At 68.8% G+C, this 23700-nt stretch carries 22 protein-coding genes; 5 read left to right on the top strand and 17 right to left on the bottom strand.

The window, feature by feature from the left end:
* Window positions 1-19 precede the first annotated feature (19 nt).
* The 4 genes from AC1C2S_RS09790 to AC1C2S_RS09775 all read right to left on the bottom strand — a co-directional run bounded on the left by AC1C2S_RS09790 (window position 20) and on the right by AC1C2S_RS09775 (window position 4034).
* Entirely contained in the window at window positions 20-1444 is a 1425-nt protein-coding gene (locus AC1C2S_RS09790) for a threonine/serine exporter family protein (RefSeq protein ID WP_495352330.1), read from the bottom strand.
* Window positions 1444-2799, bottom strand: coding sequence for an anaerobic C4-dicarboxylate transporter family protein (locus tag AC1C2S_RS09785; RefSeq protein WP_495352329.1), 1356 nt, complete (start codon window positions 2797-2799; stop codon window positions 1444-1446). Before AC1C2S_RS09785 ends, AC1C2S_RS09790 begins: the two co-directional genes overlap by 1 nt.
* A complete protein-coding gene (locus AC1C2S_RS09780; RefSeq protein ID WP_495352328.1) occupies window positions 2796-3536 on the bottom strand; it encodes a Type 1 glutamine amidotransferase-like domain-containing protein in 741 nt (246 codons plus the stop codon). Before AC1C2S_RS09780 ends, AC1C2S_RS09785 begins: the two co-directional genes overlap by 4 nt.
* A gap of 375 nt (window positions 3537-3911) precedes the next feature.
* On the bottom strand, window positions 3912-4034 hold the full coding sequence (locus AC1C2S_RS09775; protein ID WP_495352327.1) for a hypothetical protein: 123 nt from the start codon (window positions 4032-4034) through the stop codon (window positions 3912-3914).
* Window positions 4035-4173: 139 nt separating this feature from the next.
* On the opposite strand from AC1C2S_RS09775, the gene AC1C2S_RS09770 reads away from it, so the two are divergent.
* Window positions 4174-5091 (top strand): LysR family transcriptional regulator, encoded by a 918-nt coding sequence (locus tag AC1C2S_RS09770; RefSeq protein WP_495352326.1) that lies wholly within the window; start codon window positions 4174-4176, stop codon window positions 5089-5091.
* A gap of 54 nt (window positions 5092-5145) precedes the next feature.
* Window positions 5146-5931: an enoyl-CoA hydratase/isomerase family protein gene (locus tag AC1C2S_RS09765; protein WP_495352325.1), complete on the top strand. Its 786-nt coding sequence runs from the start codon at window positions 5146-5148 to the stop codon at window positions 5929-5931.
* 30 nt (window positions 5932-5961) lie between these two features.
* Here AC1C2S_RS09765 and AC1C2S_RS09760 read toward each other — a convergent pair whose 3' ends face one another.
* From AC1C2S_RS09760 to AC1C2S_RS09710, 11 genes are all read right to left on the bottom strand, one after another.
* A complete protein-coding gene (locus AC1C2S_RS09760; protein ID WP_495352324.1) occupies window positions 5962-6387 on the bottom strand; it encodes a TA system VapC family ribonuclease toxin in 426 nt (141 codons plus the stop codon).
* Entirely contained in the window at window positions 6384-6629 is a 246-nt protein-coding gene (locus AC1C2S_RS09755; RefSeq protein WP_495352323.1) for a hypothetical protein, read from the bottom strand. The genes AC1C2S_RS09760 and AC1C2S_RS09755 overlap by 4 nt, the downstream gene beginning before the upstream one ends.
* Before the next feature lie 45 nt (window positions 6630-6674).
* Entirely contained in the window at window positions 6675-8168 is a 1494-nt protein-coding gene (locus AC1C2S_RS09750; protein ID WP_495352322.1) for a CoA-acylating methylmalonate-semialdehyde dehydrogenase, read from the bottom strand.
* Window positions 8169-8213: 45 nt separating this feature from the next.
* Window positions 8214-9557, bottom strand: a complete 1344-nt coding sequence (locus AC1C2S_RS09745) for an aspartate aminotransferase family protein (protein ID WP_495352321.1) — start codon at window positions 9555-9557, stop codon at window positions 8214-8216.
* Window positions 9558-9751: 194 nt separating this feature from the next.
* A complete protein-coding gene (locus AC1C2S_RS09740; protein WP_495352320.1) occupies window positions 9752-10912 on the bottom strand; it encodes an ABC transporter substrate-binding protein in 1161 nt (386 codons plus the stop codon).
* A gap of 52 nt (window positions 10913-10964) precedes the next feature.
* Complete coding sequence (locus AC1C2S_RS09735) at window positions 10965-11879, bottom strand: ABC transporter permease (RefSeq protein WP_495352319.1); 915 nt, start codon at window positions 11877-11879, stop codon at window positions 10965-10967.
* Entirely contained in the window at window positions 11879-12760 is an 882-nt protein-coding gene (locus AC1C2S_RS09730) for an ABC transporter ATP-binding protein (protein WP_495352318.1), read from the bottom strand. The genes AC1C2S_RS09735 and AC1C2S_RS09730 overlap by 1 nt, the downstream gene beginning before the upstream one ends.
* Complete coding sequence (locus AC1C2S_RS09725) at window positions 12757-13761, bottom strand: ABC transporter permease (RefSeq protein ID WP_495352317.1); 1005 nt, start codon at window positions 13759-13761, stop codon at window positions 12757-12759. Before AC1C2S_RS09725 ends, AC1C2S_RS09730 begins: the two co-directional genes overlap by 4 nt.
* Window positions 13758-14774 carry a TIGR03842 family LLM class F420-dependent oxidoreductase gene (locus AC1C2S_RS09720; protein ID WP_495352316.1) on the bottom strand — a complete coding sequence of 339 codons (1017 nt, stop codon included), beginning with the start codon at window positions 14772-14774 and terminating at the stop codon, window positions 13758-13760. The genes AC1C2S_RS09725 and AC1C2S_RS09720 overlap by 4 nt, the downstream gene beginning before the upstream one ends.
* A 42-nt stretch (window positions 14775-14816) precedes the next feature.
* Window positions 14817-16280, bottom strand: a complete 1464-nt coding sequence (gene hydA, locus AC1C2S_RS09715) for a dihydropyrimidinase (RefSeq protein WP_495352315.1) — start codon at window positions 16278-16280, stop codon at window positions 14817-14819.
* Window positions 16281-16420: 140 nt separating this feature from the next.
* On the bottom strand, window positions 16421-17269 hold the full coding sequence (locus AC1C2S_RS09710) for a nitrilase-related carbon-nitrogen hydrolase (protein WP_495352314.1): 849 nt from the start codon (window positions 17267-17269) through the stop codon (window positions 16421-16423).
* A 234-nt stretch (window positions 17270-17503) separates the two neighbouring features.
* Here AC1C2S_RS09710 and AC1C2S_RS09705 point away from each other — a divergent pair, with 234 nt between their 5' ends.
* Both AC1C2S_RS09705 and AC1C2S_RS09700 read left to right on the top strand, forming a co-directional pair.
* Complete coding sequence (locus tag AC1C2S_RS09705; RefSeq protein ID WP_495352313.1) at window positions 17504-18973, top strand: aminotransferase-like domain-containing protein; 1470 nt, start codon at window positions 17504-17506, stop codon at window positions 18971-18973.
* An 87-nt stretch (window positions 18974-19060) separates the two neighbouring features.
* Window positions 19061-20239 carry a Fic family protein gene (locus tag AC1C2S_RS09700; protein WP_495352312.1) on the top strand — a complete coding sequence of 393 codons (1179 nt, stop codon included), beginning with the start codon at window positions 19061-19063 and terminating at the stop codon, window positions 20237-20239.
* Between the two features lie 53 nt (window positions 20240-20292).
* Here the strand turns inward: AC1C2S_RS09700 and AC1C2S_RS09695 are convergent, their stop codons facing one another.
* Together AC1C2S_RS09695 and AC1C2S_RS09690 are read right to left on the bottom strand one after the other, a co-directional pair.
* Window positions 20293-22341, bottom strand: a complete 2049-nt coding sequence (locus AC1C2S_RS09695) for an elongation factor G (RefSeq protein WP_495352311.1) — start codon at window positions 22339-22341, stop codon at window positions 20293-20295.
* A gap of 105 nt (window positions 22342-22446) precedes the next feature.
* A complete protein-coding gene (locus AC1C2S_RS09690) occupies window positions 22447-23205 on the bottom strand; it encodes a DeoR/GlpR family DNA-binding transcription regulator (protein WP_495352310.1) in 759 nt (252 codons plus the stop codon).
* Between the two features lie 49 nt (window positions 23206-23254).
* On the opposite strand from AC1C2S_RS09690, the gene AC1C2S_RS09685 reads away from it, so the two are divergent.
* On the top strand, window positions 23255-23677 hold the full coding sequence (locus tag AC1C2S_RS09685; protein WP_495352309.1) for a DUF4406 domain-containing protein: 423 nt from the start codon (window positions 23255-23257) through the stop codon (window positions 23675-23677).
* Window positions 23678-23700: the final 23 nt, after the last annotated feature.

Genomic DNA, 23700 nt, shown 5'->3' with positions numbered 1-23700 from the left:
GGAGGGTCACCCGAATACTCTACGACCCGGTTGCCTGAGAGGAAGGGGAAGATGTCCCCGCATCCGGGGGTGTCGACGAGGCATCCGTTCGATCGCGGACCGCAGGTCGCCGGTGCCGACGCCCCCAGAACGAGCGCGGCGTACCAGGCACGAGGCGCGCCCAGAACGGCGGCATCTCCGCTTCGGTGAGCAGGGCCGGCGCATCGATGTGAAAGTCGGCGAGCTCTTCGGCGCCCTGATGCACGACCCGGTAGAGGGCGGTGCCGATGAGCACGCCCAGCGCGATCGACATGATCGAGATGACCGCTTGGGCGAAGTCCGCGTATCCGCGACTCGCGCCGATCGCCTCGGTGAGGCCCACGAGGCCCGCCGCCCCCGGCACGAGCAACCAGAAGGCAGGAAGGAAGGTCAGTTGCGACGGAGCACCATGCCGCAGGGTCGCGATCCACAGCACGACCGGCGTCATCACCAGCGCGCCGATGAACCCGCTCACGACCGACCCGATGAGCGCCGCGCCGATCAATTGGCCGGTGTAGGCGACGAGCAGCACGAGCAGCACCCAGCGGAACGTACGCGGCGGCGCCGAGAAGTGCAGGTAGTTGCCCATCGCGAAGAGCAGCACACCGATGGCCGCCGTCCACCATGGAGTGTCCGCATCGGTCGCGAGCGGTACATAGTCCGAGTTCCCTACGCCGACGAGCGTGCCCGCGGCGAGGATGCCGAAGGCGAGAAGCGCGAGTTGCACGAACCCGAAGACGAGCCTCGAGGCGCCGGCGATCATCTGCCCTGCCGCGAGCTCGACGACGGCCGTGGTCAGCACGCCGCCCGGCAGGAACGTCGCGAGCGGTGCGATGAGCAGGCGGATCGGGTCGCCGATCGCGAAGTGCGGTGCGAGGAGGAACACTGCGAGCGCGCAGAGGAACGCGGCGAAGACCGGAAAGACGATCTGCAGCGTCGGCGAGCGCACGAGCTTGGCGACGCCGATGGCTGCGCCGAGCACGAACGCGACGAGCGCCCCCTGCCACGACGGCGCGAGCAGCAGGGCGAGCCCGGTGGTCAGGAGCGCATGCCCGAACGTGCGCACGAACCATCCGTAGGTCGGCTTCATCGCGCCGATCGCGTTCAACCGGTTGATGCCCTCGCCCGGGTCGATCTCCGCGCGCTTCGCGTGGTCGATCAGGCGGTAGAGCGCGGCGATCTGATCGAAGCGGAACGAGGCGTTCACCGTGGATCGGATCGCGACACGGCCTTGCTCCCCCTCACCCGTCTGGATGATGATCACGGTCGGCAACACGGTGAGCTCGATGTCATCGTGGCCATACGCCTGCGACACCTCCACGAGCGTGTCGCCGATCCGGTCGACGGAGTCGGCGGCCGCGTTCATGCCCTTCGCGAGCCCGAGTAGGAACTCGCGGAGCAGGGTCCGGTCGGCCGGCTCGACCATCACACGATGACGAAGGAGAGCGCGACACCGATGATGATCGCGACGACGATGTAGATGAGGTTCGGCAGCTGGAACGAGTGGTCGACGACGAACTTGCCCATCCTCGTCGTGCCGGTCTGGTCGAACGACACCGTGGCCACCTGACTGCCGTTGGCGGGCAGCGTGTAGATTCCCATCGCGGCCGGCCACAGGCCGACGAGGAGCGACGCGGGCAGCCCGATCGTGATGCCGATCGGCACGATCGCATTCGTCGCGCTCGACTGGCTCGTCGTGAGCATTGCGACGACGAAGAGCGCGAAGGCGAAGAGCAGTGCGCCGAGGAACGCCGAAGATCCGGAGACGAGCGCCCCGAGGCCGTCGACGATGAGGTTGGTGTTCGCGGCCACGAAGGTGTTCGCGAGCCACGCGATGCCGAAGAGCGCGATCGCACCCACGATGCCGGCCGGGAACGTCGACTGCTTCGGGACATCCGACGCCTTGACCTTGCAGGTCACGAAGATGAGCGCCGCGATGACGCCCATGACCACCTCGATGATGACGGTGATGCTGACCCGCACCGGGTCGCCGTCGTCATCGGTGCCGACGATCGGGCGAATGCCCTCGAAGAGGCCGAACAGCACGATCACGCCGACGCCCGCGAGGAACAGCGATGCCGAGAGCACCGCCGTGCGCGGCAGCTTCTTGTCGACGTCGACGTGGACGGCCGGTTGCACCAGGTGCGCAGCCAGGCGACGTTGGAACTCGGGGTCGTCCTCGAGGTCCTTGCCTTTGCGCACCATCACGATGGAGGCCACGGCGAGTCCGGCGATCGACGCCGGCCACATGATGAGCAGCAGCTTGCCGAGATCGACGCCCTGGGGCGCGAGCAGCACGACCATCGACGCGGTCGCGGCCGAGACCGGGCTGCAGAGGATGCCGACCTGCGAGGCCACCGCAGAGACCGACAGTGCTCGCTCGGGGCGGATCTTCTGCTGGTACGACACGTCGTAGATCACGGGCAGCAGCGGGTAGAAGATGTTGCCCGTGCCCGCGCCGACCGTGAACAGGAACGACATCGCCGGCGCCAGGAAGACGACCGACCTCGGCCGCTTCTTGATCACCTTCGCGGCGACCGCCACCATCCAGTCGATGCCTCCGGCGGCCTGCATGACGGATGCCGCGGTGATGACGGTGATGACGATGAACACCGCGTCGACCGGCGCGCTGCCGGGCGCCTCCCCGAACACGAAGATGAGCACTGCGACGCCGACGAGACCCCAGACGCCGAGGCCGATCCCGCTCGTGCGGGTGCCCATGAAGATCGCGGCGACGACGACGATCAGCTCGGCGACGAGGATCCACACGTTGTCGTTCACGAGGAGGGGCCCTTCACAATGGGGCCGGTACTCTCCAACACCTGCACCTGGAGCCCGGTCTCGACGATCTCGCCGTCGACCGCCTCGACCTTCAGGGCGAGCGGGTTCTCGACGGGGCTGATCGCGGTGACGAACTCGGAGCCCTCGAAGTGCACCGACTGCAGGTTGCCGACGGCGTAGCCCGTTGCGAGTTCGCCGCTGAGCAGCGAGGCATGGAAGAGCGGCTGCCGCTGGTCTTCGGCGTCGTAGTGCGGGCAGAAGCTGCCGTGCAGGAAGCCGAGCCCCTCTGGCAGCACCTGCAGGGTCGGCCCGTAGCTGTCGGTCGTACCGCCCTCGAACCAGCAGATACCGCCGGCGCTGCCGCCGGTGAACACCGTGTTCGACGACGGGTCGTCCCACATCTCGCGCATGATCTCGTCGAGACCCTGACGCTTCCAGACGTCGAGCATGTTGGCGGTGTTGCCGCCGCCGACGTGGATGACGTCGAAGCCCTTCACGAAGCCCGCGAGGTCGTCGACGGCGCGATGGAAGAGCGGCAGGTGGTGCGGTGCACACCGATCGGAGTCGTAGGTCGTGTAGAAGCTCACGATGTATGCGGCGTCATCGCCGGTCGCCGTGCCGACGAAGAGCACCCGCGGGCGCTCCTTGCCGGTGAGCTTCAGAATGTAGTCGTGCGTCGGGTCAGCACGCCGCTCCATCATGGCCTTGCCTGCGCCGGTCGCGACCACGTGCGCCATCGTTCCCCCAAACGTCGTGCCCTTGGGCACACGCTAGCCCCAGACGGTCAGCCATGTCGAGGATCCCTCGCCGAAGGAGGACCTCGCTGGTCGAGTAGCGCCCGACGCAGGAGGACGCGTATCGAGACCCCCCACGCATCGGGATCCCCCCAGTACATCCCGATGCGCATCGCGCGCAGCCGACATGACGAAGGGCCGCCCCGCGGGGTGTCCCTCCCCCGCGCAGCGGCCCTGCACTGGGCCGCACTCACAGGTGGAGAAGTCCCTCCCCCGCGCAGCGGCCCTGCAGAGGGCCGCACTCACAGGTGGAGAAGTCCCACCCCCGCGCAGCGGCCCTGCACTCCCGGGAACGGACCCCGGGGTTCGCGACGGCGCCTAGACGGTGCGCGCGAACGTCTCTCGCGGCTGACGACGGTAGCCGTCACGCGCGGTGACGACGATCGAGCCGATGATGGCGACGGCGGAGACGCCGCCGAGAAGCACGAAGATGCTGAGCATGGTGGTTCCTTTCGAAGAACGAGCGAGGAGCGGATCGAGCGATCGTTGCGCCGTTGCACGTGTTCGATATCACTATTGAACCGCGGAAAACCATGCAGAACAAGCTCACGATTCTACAATGACGATGTAGTTTGACTACATGGATGTACGCCGATTGGACTTGCTGCGCGAGCTCGCCGAACGCGGAAGCGTCACCGCCGTAGCCGAGGCCACCGGCCGCACCCCGTCGGCCGTGTCGCAACAGCTCAAGGTGCTCGAACGAGAAGCCGGCATGCCGCTCACCGAGCGCAGCGGGCGCGGCGTCGTGCTCACGAGCGCCGGGCACGCACTCGCCCGTAGCGCCGCGGATGTCGCGATCGCGCTGGAGCACGCCACCGCCCTCTGGGACGAGTTCCGCAACCACCCGAGCGGCGAGGTCTCGCTCCTCACCTTTCCCACGATCGGTGCCACCCTGCTGCCGGCCGTGCTCGCCGACCTGGCGCAAGTCGCCGGCCTCGTCGTGCGCGCCACCGACCTCGACCCCGAGCTCGCCGAGTTCGCTGATCTCACTTCCGACTTCGACATCGTGCTCGCGCACACCATGCCGGGCGTGCTTCCGTGGGGCGGCCGCGGCCTGAGGGCGGTGCCGCTGCTCACCGAACCGCTCGACATCGGCCTGCCCGCCGACCACCGGCTCGCAGCCCGCGCGCACGTGACACCCGCCGACCTCGTCGACGAGACCTGGATCGGCGTGCCACCCGGCTTCCCGTTCGAACGCATCCTGCACGCCATCGAGCAGCAGGCCGGCCAGCGCGCCACGGTCAGCCAGAGATTCAGCGATATGCGCATCATCGAGGCCTTCATCGAGGCGGGCCTCGGCATCGCCTTCGTGCCAAGATTCACGTCGGGTGCGATGCCCGATTCGATCGTGTTGAAGCCGCTGCGCGGCGTGGCATCCGCTCGACAGGTCGTGGCCCTGGTGCGGCCGGATGTCTCGGAGCGCCTCGCCGTGCGCACGGTGCTCGACGTGCTCGTGGCCCGCGCGTCGCGGCTCGAGCAGGCGCACGCGGCCGGGTGAACCACCGCGCACCCGTCAGGACCACTCGTGAGCGGCGAAGTAGACTCCACGTTCATGAGCGATGATGCGATCCTGTTCGATGTGACCGACGGGCTCGCCCGCATCACCCTCAACCGGCCGGCTCGACTGAACGCCGTCGACCCCGCGGCGATCGGGCGGTGGCAGTCGCTCGCGCACGAGATCGCCGAGCGCGACGACATCGGTGCGGTGCTCTTCGACGCGAACGGACGCGCGTTCTGCGCGGGCGGCGACGTCGTCGCAATGTCGCAGCTCGCCACCGGGGAGCCCGACGCCGGAGCCGTCATCACCGCGCTCGCCGACCGCATCCACGATGGTCACCGCGTGCTGCGCGCGAGCGCCAAGCCGATCGTCGCTGCCGTGCAGGGTCCGGTCGCCGGCGGCGGCCTCGGCTTCATGCTCGTCGCCGACCTCGTCGTCGCCTCCGAGCGTGCGACGTTCGCAAGCAGATATGCGGATGTCGCGCTGACCCCCGACTGCGGAGTGAGCACGCTCCTGCCCGAGGCGATCGGCACGCGGCGGGCGCTCGAGCTCACCCTGACCTCGCGCACGCTCTCGGCGGCCGAAGCGCTCGACTGGGGACTCGTCACCGAGGTCGTCGCGCCCGAGGCGCTCGAGGTACGGGCGCGAGAGATCACCGAGTCGTGGCTGCGCGGTGCCGCCGGCGCCTTCGGTCAGGCGAAGCGCCTCGTGCGCTCCGGGCTCGAGCGGTCGTTCGCCGAAGCTCTCGACGACGAGGCGCGCACGATCGGGGCCGCGTTCGAGACGCGCGACGCGCAGGCGGCGATCACGGCATTCTCGGCACGGGCGGCATCGCGCTGAGCACGGCCGGTCAGACGGACCTCTGAGACGTCACGCCGGCACGATGATCTCGAGTCCGTCGAAACGGCGGAAGTCGTTGTCGAATGTCGCGATGGGACATGCGAGAGATCGGCAGAGCGAGGCGAGATACGCGTCGGGCACGAGGTTTGCGGACGCCCCGGCATCGACACTGAACTCGAGGAACGGCGAAATGCCGTCGGGGTGGCCCGGCAGACGGCGCACGCCCGGCGCATCGGCGACCGCCGCCGCGAATGCCGCCGCGGCAGCGATCGTCGACGGAACCTCGAAGATGCGCCGGTTGGTCGCGATCCGCAGGAACCCGACCCACACGAGATCGGGGATCACGACTTCGCCGGGGTGTGCGAGCGCGTTCGTCAACCATCCGAGCGCGCGATCGTGATGGACGTGTTCACTGAGATGCGCCGCCAGAAGCACATTGACGTCGACGACGATCACCTGATGACACCCTCTTCATCGAGCGCGTCGTAGAGGTCGCGATTCGATGACGGGTCGATACCGGGACGCACCCGGCCCCCGGCGAACACCGGCAGTTCGACTGGCCGCCGGGGCGTGTCATCGGCCAGCAGATCTCGACGAACCGCCTCTTCGACGAACTGGCCGAGCGTGAGATTTCGGCTCGCTGCCCGGCGTTTGGCTCGGGCCAGCAGCTCATCGTCGATCGACACTGTGGTGCGCATGATGCAAGTTTACTGCATCAGGCGCATCACCCTCGCTTTCGAAGCCTATTCGTGCTGCGGGAACCCCAGGTTCAGCCCGCCGTGGCTCGGGTCGAGCCAGCGCGAGGTGACCGCCTTCTCCTGCGTGAAGAAGTCGAAGCCGCGCGGACCGTAGGCCTTCGCGTCGCCGAAGAGGGAGTCCTTCCAGCCGCCGAACGAGTGGTACGCGACCGGCACCGGGATCGGCACGTTGATGCCGATCATGCCGACCGTCACCTCGCGCTGGAAGCGCCGGGCGGCGCCGCCGTCGTTGGTGAAGATCGCCGTGCCGTTGCCGTACGGCGACGCGTTGATCACGTCGAGACCCTCCTGATAGCCGTCGACCCGCACGATCGACAGCACCGGCCCGAAGATCTCGTCACGGTAGACGGATGACTCGAGCGGCACCTTGTCGACAAGTGTCGGGCCGAGCCAGAACCCGTCGGCCTCCCCGTCGATCGCGACCGACCGACCGTCGACGACCACTGTCGCCCCGTCGGATGAGGCGACGTCGAGGTAGCCCACGACCTTGTCGCGATGCTCGCGCGTGATGAGCGGCCCCATGTCGCAGCCTCGGGTGCCGTCGCCGGTCGTGAGCCGCGACATCCGCTCGCCGATCTTCGCGACCAGCTCGTCGGCGACCGAGTCGACCGCGAGCACGACCGAGACGGCCATGCAGCGCTCCCCGGCCGAGCCGAAGCCCGCGTTGACGGCGGCGTCGGCGGCGAGGTCGAGGTCGGCGTCGGGCAGCACGAGCATGTGGTTCTTGGCACCGCCGAGGGCCTGCACCCGCTTGCCGTTCGCGGTCGCCGTGGCGTAGATGTACTTCGCGATCGGCGTCGAGCCGACGAACGAGATCGAGCGCACGACGGGGTGCTCGAGCAGCGCGTCGACGGCGACCTTGTCACCGTGTACGACATTCAGCACGCCGTCGGGCAGGCCCGCCTCCTGGAGCAGGCGGGCGAGCCACACTGCCGCCGACGGGTCCTTCTCCGACGGCTTCAGCACGACCGAGTTGCCCGTCGCGATCGCGAGCGGGAAGAACCACAGCGGCACCATCGCCGGGAAGTTGAACGGGCTGATGATGCCGACGACGCCCACGGGCTGCTTCGTCGAGTACACGTCGATGCCGGTCGACACGTTCTCGGAGTACTCGCCCTTCGTGTAACCGGGCATCGCACAGGCGAGCTCGACGACCTCGAGTCCGCGGGCGATCTCGCCCGCGGCATCCGAGAGCACCTTGCCGTGCTCGCTCGTGAGAATGGCGGCGAGCTCACCGCTGCGGGCGTTGAGCAGCTCGCGGAACGCGAACATCACCTGCTGGCGCTTCGCGATCGAAGTGTCGCGCCACGCGGGGAACGCGCGCGCCGCCGCCTGCACGGCGACGTCGACGTCGCCGGTCGACGCGAAGCGCACGCGCTTCTGCTCGATGCCGAGGGCCGGGTTGTAGACGGGCCCGCTGCGGTCTGAGTCGCCGGCGACGGATGCCCCGTCGATCCAGTGTTCGATCATCTCGGTCATGGTTCCTCCTCGTTGGGGTCTCGATACGCGTCGGCTTCGCCGGCGCTACTCGACCAGCGCAGTCGTGCCAAGCACCTCGTCGTACATCGCCACGGCTTCGGCGACCTCGTCGGCCGTGACCACGCAGGGCGGCACGACATGGATGCGGTTGTCCTGCACGAACGGCAGGAGCCCGCGCGCGACGAGCGCGGACTTGATGCGGCCCATCGCCGCCGCGGGCAGCGGCTCGCGGGTCGCCCGGTCGGCGACGAGTTCCATCGCCCAGAACACGCCCTCACCGCGCACTTCGCCGATCACGGCGTGCCGCTCGGCGAGGTCGGCGAGTGCGGGCGCGATCACCGTGTCGCCGATGTCTCGGGCGTGGTCGACGATGCCCTCCGACGACATCGCGTCGATCGTCGCGACGATCGACGCCATCGCGAGCGGATGCCCCGAATACGTGAGCCCGCCCGGGAACACGCGCTCGTCGAACGTCTCCGCGATCGGTTCATCGATGACGACGCCGCCCGCGGGGATGTATCCGGAGTTCACGCCCTTCGCGAAGGTGATGAGGTCGGGTCGCACGTCGTAGCCGTCGAACGCGAACCATCGGCCGGTGCGACCGAACCCGCACATGACCTCGTCGAGGATGAGGAGGATGCCGTGCTGGTCGGCGAGTTCCCGCACGCCCGCGAGGTACCCGGGCGGCGGCAGCATGATGCCCGCCGTGCCAGGAACGGTCTCGAGCAGGATCGCCGCGATCGACGACGGCCCTTCGGCCTCGATGACGCGTCTGAGGTGACGGAGCGCTCGCTCGGACTCCTCCTCGGGAGTCGTCGCCCAGAACTCCGAGCGATACAGGTACGGCCCGAAGAAGTGCACGTGCCCGCGGGCGAACTCGTTCGGCACGCGCCGCCAGTCCCCGGTCGCGACCACCGCGGCGCCCGTGTTGCCGTGATAGGAGCGGTACGTCGAGAGCACCTTGTCACGGCCCGTGTGGAGTCGCGCCATGCGGATCGCGTTCTCGTTGGCGTCGGCGCCGCCGTTCGTGAAGAACACCCTGCGGAATCCGGATGGCGCGTGGGCGACGATGCGCTTGGCCGCCTCGCCACGGGCGAGGTTCACGGTCGACGGGGCGATCGTCGTGAGCAGCTCGGCCTGCTCGCGGATCGCCTGCACGACCGAGGGATGCTGGTGGCCGATGTTGACGTTCACGAGCTGGCTCGAGAAGTCGAGGTACTCGCGGCCCGCGTGATCCCACACCCGGGAGCCGCGGCCGCTCGCGATCACGAGGTTCGACGCCTGCGACTGAGCCGACCAGGAATGGAAGACGTGCTCGCGGTCGAGCTCGCGTGCGAGCTCGTCGAGTCCGTCGGTGAGGCCGCTGCCCTCGGTGTTGTTGGCGGTCATGGCAAGGTGCCCTTTCTGTCCGTTCGCTGATCGAGTAGCGCCGCGCCCCGGCGCGGTGCGTATCGAGATCTCGCAAGTCGGTCTCGATACGCACCCTCCTTCGTCAGGCGCTACTCGACCAGCGAACCATTGTCAGTTGCCGCTCTCGGCGAGTTCGACGCTCTGTCGGACGCTTCTCGAATAGCGACGCATTGTCAGTTGCCGCTCTCGGCGAGTTCGACGTCGATGGGCTCGAAGCTCTCGCCCGTGACGTCGACGCCGTCGGCCTTCAGTTCGTCGAGCGCTTGCGTGATCCACTCATTCGACCATGCCGACGCCGGCGGCTCCTCGGTGATCGGGCTCGCACCCGACTCGTTGACCGCCGAGAGCGCCCCGGCGACGGTCTGGTCCCACGCGGCCTCGTCGATCATGCCGATGCCGTCGGGCGCCGGCCAGATGAGCTTGTTCGTCTCGTTGACCATCCAGAGCTCGTGGCTCGGGCCCCAGCCGGATCCCTCGGCGATCGTGATCTCCGATGCCTCCTCGGGATTCTCGGCCGCGTAGATCCAGCCCTTGATGACCGCCGTGAGGAACGCGACGGTCGTGTCCTGGTATTCTTCGTCGCTCTCGAGCCGTTCGGTGTCGGCCCAGATCGCGTCCTGCAGCATGGCGCCGACGGTGTCTTGATAGGAGATGACGTTGAAGTCCTCGGGCTGATAGAGCTCGCCCGTATCGGGGTTCACCGACTCGAGCAGCTGAGCGTACTCGTTGTAGGTCATCGCCTGGGCCGCATCGATGTCGCCCTGCAGGAAGGCGTTCATGTTGAAGTCCTGCGTGATGATCTCGACGGTGGAGGAGTCCAGGCCCTCGGCAGCCATGGCCGCGAAGATTTCCCACTCGTTGCCGAAGCCCCATGAGCCGATCTTCTTGCCCTCGAAGTCGGCGACGGAATCGATGCCCGAGTCGGCCCATGAGACCTGCAGGGTGCCCGACTTCTGGAAGATCTGAGCGATGTTCGTGAGATTCGCGCCCTGCTCGATCGAGCCGAGCACCTTCGGCACCCAGGCGATCGCGTAGTCGACGTCGCCGTTGGCGAGTGCGTCTTGCGGCACGATGTCCCCGCCCGAGGGGATGATCTCGACGTCCAGGCCCTCCTCTTCGAAGTAACCCTGGTCGACGGCGGCGAAGTAGCCGGCGAACTGGCCCTGCGGCAGCCACTGGAGTTGAAGCTTCACTGAGGTGAGGTCGCCCTCGGCGTCGCCGCCGCTGTCGCCGTCTGACCCGTCGCCGGATCCCGAGCATGCGGTGAGGACGAGTGCCGCCGAGACGGCGAGCGCGCCGCCGATCGTCGCGAAGCGACGTCTGCTGTGGTTCATGTCGGTCCTTTCGTGGTGCGGTGCGGTGCCGTTCCCGCGCTGCGCGGGACGTTCAATCCCGTTCCGGGGGTGGATTCGCGACATTTCCATGCGTGTTCGTGCGGGATTCTGTCGGGAATGCACCCCCGGAAGGGAAACTGCGGGTGCGGGTGGTGCGGGTGCGGGGGGTGCGGGTGCGGCGCTGCAACAGCCGTTCGAGGGCCAAGCAAGCGAGGTAGAAGAGCAGGCCGAGAGCGATGGATGCCACGACGTACGCCCAGGCCCGGGCGTAGGCGCTCGAGGCGGCCGACGTCGAGATGAGCCCGCCGAGTCCGCCGCGAGGTCCGCCGAAGTACTCGGCGACGAGCGCGGAGATCACGGCGAGCGATGAGGCGATGCGGATGCCGGTGAGGATGAACGGTCGCGCCGTCGGCAGGGTCAGCGTCCGCAGTACCTGGCCCGAGCTCGCCGCGTAGGCCTTCATGAGGTCGCGGTGCACGGGCGCGGTCTGCCGGAACCCGCGCAGCGTGTTGATGAAGACCGGCACGAACGAGGCGAGCGCCGCGATCGCCTGCCGGCCGAACTGGCTGTCGGCGCCGAACATCGAGTTCAGCACGGGAGCGAGGGCGACGATCGGGATGACCGCGAGCGAAGCGACGACGGGCGCGCTCATCTGGTCGATCGGGCGCCACCTCGCGGCGAGCGCGGCGAGCGCGATGCCGAGAATGGAGCCGACGATCAGGCCGAGCAACGCGTTGGTGCCGGTGAGCAGCGTCGCCTGCACGACCGACGGCCAGTACGCGACGAGCTCCTCGACGATCGACGCCGGGCTCGGCAGCAGGTAGTCGCTGACACCGACGACGCTCACGAGGAACTGCCACACGCCGAGCACGATGAGACCGACCGCGACCGGTGCGACGATGCGCAGCGTGGTCTCGGTGCGCGGGCTCATGCCGCGCGAACCGGAACCCGCGGTCAGTGCCGTCATCAGCGGTTCTCCAGCCCGCGTGCGCCGGCCGCAACGGGCGAGCCGCCGTGCAGTGCCTCGCGCACCGCCGTGACCATGTCGAAGAAGCCGCGCTCCTCGCGGAGTTCTTCGGTGCGGGCGGCGCGCTGCGCGTCGGCGCCGAGGCGCATCGGCACGATCTCTTGAATGCGCCCGGGCCGCGGCGACATCACGACGACCCGATCGGAGAGGAACACCGCCTCGGGAATCGAGTGCGTGACGAAGACCACGGCGGCGCCGGTCTCGGCCGAGATGCGCACGAGCTCGGTCTGCATCTTCTCGCGCGTCATCTCGTCGAGCGCGCCGAACGGCTCGTCCATGAGCAGCAATCGCGGCTGTTCGGCGAGCGCCCGGGCGATCGCCACGCGTTGCTGCATGCCGCCCGAGAGCTGGTCGGGGTAGCGGTCGGCGAAGTCCGAGAGTCCCACCATGTCGAGCAACTCGGCCACGCGAGCGGTGCGAGCAACGCCGCTCTGAGTCTGCCGAAGAGATGGCGCGCCGTGCAGTTCGAGCGGCAGCGCGACGTTGCCCGCGACCGTGCGCCACGGCAGCAGGCCCGCCTGCTGGAACGCGATGCCGTACTCCTGGTCGAGGCGCGCCTGCTTGGCCGATTTGCCGAACACGGCGATCGTGCCCGAGCTCGGCTGGTCGAGATCGGCGACGAGGCGCATGAGCGTCGACTTGCCGCATCCGCTCGGGCCGATGAGCGAGACGAACTCGCCCGCCGCGACCGTGAGGTCGATCGTGTCGAGCGCCTGCACCTCGCCGGAGCGGGTCTCGAAGACCTTGTCGACCCCGCTGATCGCGACCGCGGCCACGGTGGGTGATGCATCCGCGCCGTCTTGAGGCTCTCGAAGCGTCATGCGGCTTCCTCCGTTCGTCGGTAGTTCTTGAGGATCACGCCGAGGAGCGCGACCGATGCGGCGGCCACGAGCCCGAGCACGATCGAGCCGAAGATCGGCCCCCATGCCTTCGCCGGGTCGCCCGATGCCTGCCCGGCGAACTGGATCAGGATGCGGCCGATGCCGCCCTGCAGGCCCGTCGACACCTCGGCGACGACCGCACCGATCACGGCGTTTGCCGCGCCTAGCCGCAGGGCGGGCAGCAGATACGGCACGGATGCCGGGAAGCGCAGCTTCACGAGGGTCGGCCAGTAGCCCGCCGCGTACGTCTGCATGAGCTCGGTGTGGATGCGGTCGGGCGACTGGAGGCCCTTCAGTGCACCGATCGCGATGGGGAAGAACGCGAGATAGCTCGCGATGAGGGCGACCGACATCCAGTCCTGCCACTCGAACGCGCCGATCTCGACGCGCGAACCCCAGCTCTTCACGACGGGCGCGAAGGCGATGAGCGGCACGGTCTGGCTCAGCACGATCCACGGCAGCAGGCCCCACTCTGCGATGCGCCAGCGCTGCATCACGAGGGCGAGTCCGATGCCGACCACGACGCCCACGAGCCATCCGACCGCCGCGATGCCGAGCGTGGTGAGCGCGGCGAGCGCGACCACGGCCCACAGCGGCAGTGCGTCGTCGGCCCGGGTGACCGGCTCGCCGAGGCGACCGAGCATCTCCCAGATGTGCGGCATCGCGAGGTCGGTCGTGCGCGGCAGCACCCGTGTCTCGCCGATGACGACGCCGTCGGCGGGCCCGATCAGCTTGTAGCCCTCCCAGACGAGCGCGATGACGACGATGCCGGCGAGACCCCAGCCCCAGCGGGCGAGCTCGCGACCCGCCCGCCCCGGGCGATGGCTTCCCGCTGGTCGAATGGCGCGGCGCGGCGCAGCCCGCGTATCGAGATCGTCGTGCGGTGATCTCGATACGCGGCCGCCTTCGGCGGGCGCTACTCGATCAGCGGTGCCGGTCATGCCTTCGCCGTGAGGTGCTCGGAGAGCGCGGGGATCACGGTCTCGCCGTAGACCCGCAGCGTCTCCTCTTTATTGTCGTGTTGGAGGTAACCGGCGAACTGGTCGACGCCGAGCGCCTTGAGCTGCTCGAGCTTCTCGATGTGCTGTTCGGCCGTGCCGAGCAGGCAGAACCGGTCGACGATCTCGTCGGGCACGAACGTCGTGTGCGCGTTGCCCGCGCGCCCGTGCTCGTTGTAGTCGTAGCCCTCGCGGCCCTTGATGTAGTCGGTGAGCGCCTCGGGCACATCGCCGTGCGCGCCGTACTTCGCGACGATGTCGGCCACGTGATTGCCGACCATGCCGCCGAACCAGCGGCACTGCTCGCGCATGTGCTCCCAGTCGTCGCCGATGTACATGGGCGCGGCGACGCAGAAGGTGATCGACATCGGGTCGCGGCCGGCGGCCTCGGCGGCGTCGCGCACGTGCTTGATCATCCACGCCGCGATGTCGACGTCGGCCAGTTGCAGGATGAAGCCGTCGCCGACCTCGCCCGCGAGCTTCAACGCGAGCGGACCGTAGGCGGCCACCCACACCTCGAGTTCGGAGCCGTGGCTCCACGGGAACTGCAGCGTTGAGCCGTGATATTCGACGGGCCTGCTGTTCGCGAGCTCGCGGATGACGTGGATCGATTCGCGCAACTCGGCGATCGTCGTGGGCTTGCCATTGGTCACGCGCACGGCCGAGTCGCCGCGGCCGATGCCGCAGACCGTGCGGTTGCCGTACATCTCGTTGAGGGTCGCGAAGATCGACGCCGTCACCGTCCAGTCGCGCGTCGCCGGGTTCGTGACGAACGGGCCCACCTTGACCTTGCGGGTCTCGGCGAGGATCTGGCTGTAGATGACGTAGGGCTCCTGCCAGAGGATGTGCGAGTCGAAGGTCCACACGTGCGTGAAGCCGTGGTTCTCGGCGAGCTTCGCGAGCTGGACGGTTCGCGATGCCGGCGGGTTGGTCTGCAGGACCGCTCCGAATTCCATCCGTGCTCCCTTTGTCTCGATTTCGGTTGTCGGGTGGCCGAGCTAGATGAGGTACTGGCTGAGGCCGCGCTTGAGGAAGCGGCCGTCGCCCTTGGCGCCGAGGTAAGCGAAGCCGTCGACGATGACCTTGCCGCGCGAGAGCACCGTGTCGACGTGGCCGTCGATCTCGAAGCCCTCCCACGCGGAGTGGTCCATGTTCATGTGGTGGGTGCGGCCCGTCGGGTTTCCGGATGCATCGAGCCCGACGCCGATCGTCGTGTGTCCATTCGGGTTGTAGACCACGAGATCGGCGTCGGCGCCTGGTTGGATGACGCCCTTCTGTCCGTACAGGCCGAACATGCGGGCGGGTGTGGTCGACGTGAGCTCGACCCAGCGTTCGAGGGTGATCTCGCCGGTGACCACGCCTTGGTACATGAGATCCATGCGGTGCTCGATCGTGCCGATGCCGTTCGGGATCTTGCGGAAGTCGCCGAGGCCGAGCTCCTTCTGGTCTTTCATGCAGAAGGGGCAGTGGTCGGTCGAGACCATCTGCAGGTCGTTCGTGCGCAGCGCCTGCCACATCGACTGCTGGTGGCCCTCTTCGCGCGAGCGCAGCGGCGTGGAGCACACCCACTTGGCGCCCTCGAAGTGGCCCCACTCTTCGCTGGATGCCCCGAGCTGCTCCTCGAGCGACAGGTAGAGGTACTGCGGGCAGGTCTCGCCGTAGACGTTCTGCCCCTTGTCGCGGGCCCAGGCGAGCTGCTCGACCGCCTGCTTCGCCGACACGTGCACGACGTAGAGGGGCGCACCGGTCAGCTTCGCGAGCATGATCGCGCGGTGCGTGGCCTCCTCCTCCATCTCCCAGGCACGCGCGATGCCGTGGTAGAACGGGTCGGTCTTGCCCTGCTCGACGAGCTGCGCGGCGAGCACGTCGATCGCAGGCCCGTTCTCGGCGTGCATCATCGTGAGCATGCCCGTGTCGCGCGAGACCTGCATGGCCTTGAGAATCTGCGCGTCGTCGGAGTAGAAGACACCCGGGTAGGCCATGAAGAGCTTGAAGCTCGTGATGCCCTCGTCGGGCAGCTTCGCGAGCGAGGCGAGAGATGCCTCGTTGACGTCGCCCACGATCTGATGGAACGCGTAGTCGATCGCACAGTTGCCGGCAGCCTTCGCGTGCCAGGTCGCGAGGCCGTCTTCGATGCGCTGCCCGTAGGTCTGCACCGCGAAGTCGACGATCGAGGTCGTGCCGCCCCACGCGGCCGCGCGGGTGCCGGTCTCGAACGTGTCGATCGCGGCGGTGCCGCCGAACGGCAGTTCCATGTGGGTGTGGGCGTCGATGCCCCCCGGGATCACGTACTTGCCGGTGGCGTCGATCACTCGGTCGACGGATGCCGCGACATCCGTGCCCAGAATGCTGCTGCCGGGCTCGAGCACGGCCCGGATCGTCTCGCCGTCGACGAGCACGTCGGCCGGGGCTCGGCCCGTCGAGCTGACGACGGTGCCGCCGGTGATGAGGGTGGTGGTCACTGCTGCTCCTTTCCATTCGCTGATCGAGTAGGGCCGCCAGGCCCGTATCTCCATTCGCTGATCGAGTAGGGCCGCCAGGCCCGTATCGAGATCTCGTCGCGAGGTCTCGATACGCGCTTCGCGCTACTCGACCCACGGGGTCACGGCTTCGGGATGGACGTGTAGGACTCGGGGCGGCGGTCGCGGTAGAACTGCCAGGCGTTGCGCACCTGCCGGATCATGTCGAGGTCGAGGTCGCGCACGACGACCTCTTCATCGGTGCCCGAGCCGTAGTCGCCGACGATGTTGCCCTGCGGGTCGACGAACTGGCTCTTGCCGTAGAAGTTCACGGCGAGGTCGCCGTACTCGTTGTCTTCGAGGCCGACACGGTTGGCGGCGGCGACGAAGTACCCGTTGGCGGCAGCGGCGGCAGGCTGCTCGATCTCCCACAGTCGATTCGAGAGGCCGGGCTTGGTGGCATTCGGGTTGAAGACGATCTGCGCGCCGTTCAGGCCGAGTTCGCGCCACCCCTCGGGGAAGTGCCGGTCGTAGCAGATGTAGACGCCGATCGGTCCGACGGCGGTGTGGAACACGGGGTAGCCGAGGTTGCCGGGCCGGAAGTAGAACTTCTCCCAGAACTTGTCGAGGTTCGGGATGTGGTGCTTGCGGTACGAGCCGAGGATCGTGCCGTCGGCATCGACGACGACCGCGGTGTTGTAGTAGACGCCGGGCTGCTCCTCTTCGTAGATCGGCAGCACCATCACGAGTCCGAGCTCCTTCGCGAGTGCGGCGAAACGCTGCACGATCGGGCCGTCGGCCGGCTCGGCGTAGTCGTAGTACTTCACGTCTTCGGTGATGCCGAAGTACGGCCCGTAGAAGAGCTCCTGGAAGCTGATCACCTGGGCGCCCTGCGCCTTCGCATCACGGGCGAACTGCTCGTGCTTGTCGAGCATGGACTCCTTGTCGCCAGTCCAGGTCGTCTGCGTGATGGCCGCTCGGACAATCGTCATGTTGTCTCCTCCGTCGGTCGGCGCCATTGCCGTGCACTCGATGGGCGTGGAACCGAGCTGCTCACCGGGTGGTGCTGTGACGCCGAGATTCGTGCTGCGGACTGCAAGTGCGGAAGTCCCGAACGGGCTCGCGACCCGTTCTGTTATTGTTCGGCGTGAACATTTCTCTTGTGTTTCACAGTGTGACGTTGTGGTTACTCATCCTGTCCCTTGCTTCGTGAGGAGGCAATGGTCGTGTCAGCTTTCGATGTGGCAATTGCTCGAGTGAACGGTGTCGGCGCGGCTGAAACCGGTGCGCGCGGCGAGCGACTGAGCGGATCCGAGTTGACCGCACTCGCCGAATTCCCCGACGCCGGCCCCCGCGGCATCGCGGGCGTGATCGCGCGCCTCGTGAACTCCGGCGAACTCCGGGTCGGCACTCGCCTGCCGACCGTGCGCGAGCTCGCGAGCGAGCTCGGGGTGAGCCCGGCCACGGTGAGCCAGGCGTGGCAGGCGCTCTCACGGGCCGGCCTCATCGAGTCGCGCGGCCGCGCGGGCAGCTTCGTGCGGCCCCTTTCGCAGAGCTGGCTCGCTCCCCGCATGCGCGGCATGGCGGCGCCGAACGACCCCGTGCGGCTCGACCTCTCGCGCGGCACGCCCGACCCGCTGCTGCTGCCGGCGCTCGGCCCAGCGCTCTCCCGCGTCTCGGCCCGCGCCGAGACGGGCAGCTACCAGGCCGAGCCCGTGATCCCGGCGCTCGCGGCGGCACTCGCGGCATCCTGGCCCTCAGAGGTCGAGACCATCATGGTCGTCGACGGCGCGCTCGACGCGATCTCCCGCACGCTCGAGCAGCTCGTGCGCTTCGGCGATCGCGTCGTGGTCGAGAGCCCGGGCTTCCCGCCGTTCCTCGATCTGCTCGACGTGCTCGGAGCCGAGGCCGTGCCCGTGCGACTCGACGAGTACGGCATGGTGCCCGAAGCGCTCGCCCGGGCACTGCACCGGCGGCCGGTCGCGGTGCTCCTGCAACCGCGCGCGCAGAACCCCACGGGTGCCTCGATGAACGCCGAGCGGGCCGCGGCGCTCGCCCGAGTCATCCGCACCGCCCCCGGTGTCGACGGCCTCGTCGTCATCGAAGACGACCACTCGGGCCTCATCTCGACCGAGGGCGATGTGACGCTCGGCAGCTCGCTGCCCGGCCGGGTGGTGCACGTGCGGAGTTTCTCGAAGTCGCACGGGCCCGATCTGCGCATCGCGGCGCTCGGCGGCCCCCGCGAGCTCGTCGAGCGCGTGGTCGCCCGGCGCATGCTCGGGCCCGGCTGGACCTCGCGAATGGTGCAGACGATCCTCCTCGACCTCCTGACCGAACGCGCTTCCATCGACGCCGTCGCCGAGGCTCGACGCCAGTACTACTCCCGGCAGCGTGCGCTCGGCGACGCGCTCCGGGCGCGCGGCGTCGAGGTCGCCGCCGCCGACGGCATCAACCTCTGGATGCCCGTGCTGAGCGAACGCTCGGCCCTCGTGCAGCTCGCGGCGGCCGGCATCCGCGTGGCGGCGGGCACGCCGTTCCTGGCTGCATCGGATGTCGCCGAGGCCGCGGGCGGTGCCCGCACCCGGGCGGGCGGCGACTTCGTGCGGGTGACGGTCGGCCTGCTGCGCGAGGGCGCCGACGAGGTCGCGGATGCGCTCGCGTCGGCCGCGCACCACGTGGCGGCCGGCGGGTACTGAGGGCGCCTAAAGTGAACTTCAGCGCTGCCATATTTAGCTTTATTCGCGTACAGTTAATCAAGCTCACGCGATAGTGAAGGTTGCATCATGGTCCCTGCAGTCGGTTACGAGCATCTCCCCTGGGTCTCCCGCGTCGCGAGGGAGCATCTTCCGAGCCGCGAGCGCGCGAACCTCGATCGAGCGTACGTCGCCGCGGTCCCGAATCCGATCCGCGACCTGCAGTTGCACTTGCCCGACGCGATGATCGAACGTGTCGTCGAGGCACAGGAGCACGTCATCCGCTTCGACACCGAGATCGGTCATATCACGGCGCCGTTCGGCTCCATCCTGCTCCGAAGCGAGTCGGCGTCGAGCTCGCAGATCGAGAACCTCACGTCGAACGCCCGAGCGATCGCCGAGGCTGAGATCAACGAGCGCGATGGCGGAAACGCGGCGTTGATCGTTGCGAACGTTCGTGCGATGGAAGCAGCCGTCGCCGCTGCCGATGATCTGTCGGACACAGCGATCATCCACATGCACGAGGAACTCCTCGGACGCAGCGATCCGGACATCACGGGCAGATACCGCGACCAGCAGGTGTGGATCGGCGGGGGCAACTTCACCCCGCACGATGCCGACTTCATTCCCCCGCACCACGATCGCGTGCCGGATGCGATGCACGACCTCATCGCCTACGCCAGACGCCCGTCACCGATTCCCATCGCATCGATCGCCATCGCCCACGCGCAGTTCGAGACCATCCACCCATTCCCCGACGGCAATGGGCGCACCGGCCGCGCACTCGTGCAGGCCTCGCTCCGCAGGGCAGGGCTCACGAAGAGCGTCACACTTCCCGTGTCGGCCGGAATTCTGCAACAACGGGACATCTATTTCGAAGCGCTGACTGCGTACCGCTCAGGCGAGATCGCGCCCATCATCGATGTCTTCGTCGATGGCACTTTCCTCGCGATCGCGAACGGCCGTCAGCTCGTGAGCGACATCGAGCAGACGACCCAGGACTGGACAGACTCTCTTCGCGGGATTCGAGCCGATGCGGCCGCACATCGAATCGCCGGCCTCGCGGTCGAGCACCCGGTGCTCAACAGCCAGCTCGTGCGCGCCCAGCTCCGCGGCTCGGATCCGGCCCTGTTCCGCGGCCTCGATCAACTGGTGGAGCACGGCGTCTTGACCGAGACGACCTCGCGCTCACGCAATCGAATCTGGGTGGCGACGGCCATCATCGAGAACCTCGACGCGTTCGCCCGCCGCAGCATCCGCAGGCGATAACGTAGGTCTCCGCGCGGAACGCGCAGGGCGCGCTTCGCGCGCTGCCGTCGGCCTCACCTCGTGGCGGCGGCCGGCATCCTCGCGTAGTGGTCGGGCGCGATCGTCAGCTCGGCCCGGCCGCCGGTGATCGACCGCAGGTCGAGCACGTAACGAGCGAGCTCCGCCTCGGGCACGTTCGCCACGATGCGCGCCCGGCCGTCGCCCGCGGCCTCCGTGGCGCTGACCCGCCCGCGGCGGCCGGAGAGATCGGTCAGCACCGTGCCCTGCAGCTCACTCGGAACCGTGACGGTCACGAGCGAGACCGGCTCGAGCAGCACTGTGCCCGCCTCGGCGAGCGCCGCCTTCACCCCGATCGACGCCGCCGTGCGGAAGGCCATGTCGGAGGAATCCACCGAGTGCGACTTGCCATCGACGAGCTCGACGCGCACATCGACGACCGGATGCCCCTGCGGCCCGCCTGCGGCGAGGGCGTCACGCGCGCCGTTCTCGACGGCAGGGATGTACGAGCGCGGCACCGCCCCGCCCGCCACCGAGTCGACGAACTCGAACCCACCGCCGAGCGGTATCGGCGAGACCCGCAGCTGCACCACGGCGAACTGGCCGTGCCCACCGGACTGTTTCTTGAGTCGGCCCTCGACCTCGACCCGGCCCGCGATCGTCTCGCGGTACCCGATCGGTGCCGGCGAGGTCGTGACGTGCACGCCGAACACGCGAGCGAGCCGCTCGACGGCGACGTCGACGTGCGTGTCGCCGAGGCCGCGGAGGATCGCCGCTCCTCCCGTGCGATCGACCACGAGCGTCGGGTCCTCGGCGACGATGCGGCCGAGCGAGGTCATGAGCTTCTCGTCGTCGGATTGCGTCACCGGGGCGAGGCTCACCGCGTACACCGGCTCGCGCCGCGGCAACGGCGCGGGCTCGGCGCTGCCGCTCGCGCGGCTCCACAGCAGGGTTCCCGACGGCGAGCCCGTGAGCTTCGCGACCGCGCCGACCTCACCGGCGCGAAGCACGTCGGCCGGCAGGTGCTCGGCTCCCCGCAACCGGAAGAGCCCGTGCAGTCGCTCGTCGGCACCGGTCGTGGCGTTGCGCAGCCGGTCGCTCGGCCGCACGACGCCCGAGAGCACCTTGAACATCGACACCTGCCCGACGAACGGGTCGGCCACGGTGCGGAAGACGTGCAGCAGCGTCTCGCCGTCGGGGTTCGGGGCGACGGCCACCTCGGTGCCGCCCATCACGATGCGGCTGTCGTGCTCGAGCGCCGACGGTGCCAGCGCGCACAGGAGGTCGGCGACCCGGTCGACACCGGTGCCGGTCACCGCGGAGCAGACGATCACCGGGATCGCCTCACCGGTCGCGACTTCGCGGGCGAGGGTGCGCTCCAGCTCGGATGCCGCGGGCTCGCGCCCGTCGAGGTACGCCTCGAGCTGCTCGTCGTCATGCGACACGATCTCCTCGGTCACCTCGACGTGCAGGCGATGCTCCTCCGCCTCGACCGCGGCCGGGAGCGGTTCGTCGTGATGGCGACCGGCATCGTCATAGACGAGGGCCTGCTCGCTGAGCACGTCGGCGAGCGCGGTGAAGTCGTGCTCCTCGCCGATCGGCAGCTCGAGCGCCACGAGGCGATCGCCGAACGCGGCGCGCAGTTCCTCGAGCACTCGGCGGAAGTCGGCTCGAGCCTTGTCCTCCTGGGTGATCACGACGATGAGCGGCACGCCGGCGGCCTCCGCCGCGGCCCAGGCGGTGCGTGTGCCGGTGGTCACGCCGTCGACCGCGCTCACGGCCAGCACCGCGACATCCGCCACCGCCAACGCCGTGTCGAGACCACCGATGAAATCGGGATGCCCCGGGGCGTCGGCGAGCGTCAGGGAGTGCTCGGTGCCATCGGGCCCGACCCAGGCCAGGTGGGCGAGCGAGAGCCCGAGCGTCATGCCCCTCGCGATCTCTTCGGGCTCGTGGTCGCCGGTCGTGGTGCCCTGCTCGATGCTGCCCATTCTCGGGATCGCGCCGGCGCGCAGCAGCAGCGCGTCGAGCAAGGTCGTCGTGCCGGAACCCGCTCCGCCCAGGAGGGCGACGGTCCGGTGGGTCGGAGTCGAGGTCGAGTTCATGAGGCCTCCCGCGCCGCTGCAGTGCTGTCCGTCCCATCGTGGACCCGGCCGGCCTCGACCGCCAGCCCCTGCGTGCTCGATCGCGCGCCGAGTCGGGATCGGGCGTCAGCGCGCCGGGATGAGGCGGACTCCCGCCTGATCGAGCTCCCGCATCGCTGTGGCAGCGGCATCCGCATCGGTGACGACCCCCGCCACCTTGTCGAGCGGCAGCACCCGGTAGGTCGAAGCGGCGCCGATCTTCTCGGTGCTCGCGAGCACGTAGGTCTCCGCGGCCGAGCGCGCGAGCGCTCGCTTCATCGCCGCCTCCTCGGCGTCGCCTGTGGTGAGCCCTGCTTCGGCATGCACGCCGGTGACACCGAGGAAGAACAGGTCGGCGCTCACGTCGCGCAGCGCCTCGACGGCGATCGCCCCGCACGTGACCATCGAGTGCCGGTACACGCGTCCACCGATGAGCTGCAGCTCGATGTGCTCGTGCTCGGCGAGTGCCACCGCGATGGTCGGGCTGTGCGTGATGACCGTCGCGTGGAGCGAACGCGGCAACGCTTCCACGAGTGCGAGGGTGCTCGTGCCACCGTCGAGCAGCACCGTGGCCCCCGGGGAGACGAGTCGTGCGGCTGCCTGCGCGATGCGGTGCTTGCTCTCGGGTTCGATCGAGGTGCGTGCCGCGTACGGCCCGACCGCAGGCGATGCCGGCAAAGCCCCGCCGTAGACGCGTTGGCACAGACCGGCGGCCGCGAGCTCCCGCAAGTCTCGTCGGATCGAGTCTTCGGAGATGTCGAGCTCGGCGGCGATCTCGGCGGCCACGATTCGACCGTCTCGATGCAGCCGCTCGAGCAGCAGTTCACGGCGCTGAGCAGCGAGCATGCACGTTCCTCCTTGTTTCTACCCATTCTTGCACGTTATGGTGGCCAGCATGTCGAAACCACTGCTCATCCTCATCGCCGGCCCGTACCGTTCAGGCACCGACGGCGACCCCGCCCTGATCGCGCGCAATCTCGAGCGCCTCGAAGAAGCCTCCTGGCCCATCTACCAGCGCGGCCACGCTCCCGTGATCGGGGAGTGGGTCGCGCTTCCGATCCTGCGGGTCGCGTCGACGGATGCCCCGGCAACGGCCGGCCCGGCCGACCGAGTCGCCGCGACCGACCCGGCGAGCCTCGACGGCGACGTCATGTACGCCACCGCCCACCGACTCCTGCAGCACTGCGACGCCGTGCTGCGACTCGAGGGCGCCTCGGCCGGGGCCGACGAAGACGTGCGGATCGCCGAGTCGCGCGGCATCCCCGTCTACCGCTCGATCGACGAAATCCCGGTGCGAGCCGCCGAGGCGGCGGCCTGATCGCGGCGCCCTCTCCCTGCTCG

Source organism: Agromyces sp. Y782 (genome assembly GCF_059445405.1).
The sequence above is the reverse complement of the archived record's forward strand: the minus strand, read 5'-3'. Positions and strand labels throughout refer to the sequence as shown.